The organism is Mesorhizobium sp. M2A.F.Ca.ET.037.01.1.1 (assembly GCF_003998075.1).
Lineage (GTDB): Bacteria > Pseudomonadota > Alphaproteobacteria > Rhizobiales > Rhizobiaceae > Mesorhizobium.
This window is the reverse complement of sequence record NZ_RZSA01001194.1, coordinates 1-1,780: the sequence shown is the minus strand read 5'-3', so window position 1 is coordinate 1,780 and position 1,780 is coordinate 1. Positions and strand designations below refer to the sequence as shown.

Genomic DNA, 1,780 nt, shown 5'->3' with positions numbered 1-1,780 from the left:
AAATAATAGAGAACCTGGCTGCGGTTGTAAGCGGTCGCATCCGGCCAGGCCTTGCAGGCGCGGGCTGCGGCCACGGCATCGCGGATATCCTTGCGGTTGCCGAGACCGACTTCGCCGGCAAGCTTGCCCTTGGCGGTGGCGACGGCCAGAGAATAGTTGCCGTCCGGCCGCACCTGCTTGCCGCCGATGAACAGCTTTGCGGTGCGGTCGATGGCCGTGCCGTCGGCCTGTTCGACCGGCTGGGCGGACCCGGGGGCCGACGGCTTGATGGCCGGGCCAATGGGAAGCTTTGCCGCCAGATATTCGAACATGCCTTCGCGGCCACCTTCACGGCCGAAGCCGCTTTCGCGATAGCCGCCGAAGCCGCAGGCGGCGTCGAACATGTTGGTGCCGTTGACCCAGACGACGCCGGCCTTCAACTGCGGCGCGACATGCAGGGCCAGATTAACGTTCTCGCTCCACACGGAAGCGGCAAGGCCGTAGCGCGTGTTGTTGGCAAGCTCGATCGCTTCCTCGGTGTTGCGGAAGGTCATGGTCGCCAGCACCGGACCGAACACCTCTTCCTGCGCGAGAATATTAGCCGGCGAAACAGACGTCGCCAGCGTCGGCAGGTGATAATAGCCGGAGGACGGCAAAGCGGCGTCCGGCTGCCAGCATACGGCGCCCTGCTTCGCGCCCTCGGCGATCAAGCCCTTGACGCGGTCGAGCTGGGTGCGGTCGACAAGCGGGCCGATATCGGCGTTCTTGTCGAGCGGGCTGCCGACGCGCAGCCGGCTCATCCTGACCTTGACCTTGGCGATGAAGGCCTCGGCGATACCCTCCTGCACCAGGAGGCGCGAGCCGGCGCAGCAGACCTGGCCCTGGTTGAACCAGATGCCGTCGACCAGACCCTCCACGGCGCTGTCGAGATCGGCATCCTCGAAGACGATGAAGGCCGATTTGCCGCCGAGTTCCAGCGACAGTTTTTTCCCTGAGCCGGCGGTCGCCTTGCGGATGATCTTGCCGACTTCCGATGAGCCGGTGAAGGCGATCTTCTGCACGCCGGGATGATTGACGATGGCCGCGCCCGCCTCAGGCCCGCCCTGGACGATGTTGACAACACCCCTCGGCACGCCGGCTCGCTCGCAGATCTCGGCAAACAGGATCGCGGTGAGCGGCGTGAACTCGGCCGGCTTCAGCACCACCGTGCAGCCGGCGGCCAGAGCCGGCGCGATCTTCCAGGCCAGCATCAGCAGCGGGAAGTTCCACGGAATGACCTGGCCGACGACGCCGACCGGCTTATGGTCGGGAAAATCCTTCTCGAGCGTCTGCGCCCAGCCGGCATGATGGATGAAATGGCGGATCGCCAGCGGCACGTCGATGTCACGGCTTTCGCGGATCGGTTTGCCGTTGTCGATCGATTCCAGCACCGCAAACAGGCGCTGGTGGCGCTGCATGGCGCGGCCGATGGCGTAGAGGATTTTTGCGCGGGCGTAGCCGGAGGAAGCCGACCATTTTGGCAGCGCCTTGGCGGCGGCGGTAACCGCGGCATCGATGTCGGCCGCGCCGGCATCCGAGACCTTCGCAAGCAGCTTGCCGGAGGACGGCTCGCTGGTCTCGAAAATCTTGCCGCCGGCCGCCGCTTTCCAGGCGCCGTCGATGAACAGCGCCTTGGAAAAATCGCAACCGGCGAGCCAGGCATCGGCCTCGTTGCGGGCTTCCGGCGCCGGACCGTATTCCATGGCGTGATAGCGTTCGAGGATGTTCATGGGACGCCTCCTTTACCCTCCCCCTTGTGGGG

The 1,780-nt window shown here is 65.6% G+C and carries 1 protein-coding gene; it reads right to left on the bottom strand.

Features of this window, described 5'->3' with window-relative positions; genetic code table 11:
- A partial coding sequence (locus tag EOA27_RS34945; RefSeq protein WP_127258567.1) for an aldehyde dehydrogenase family protein occupies nucleotides 1-1,748 on the bottom strand: 1,748 nt, incomplete at its 3' end.
- Nucleotides 1,749-1,780: the final 32 nt, after the last annotated feature.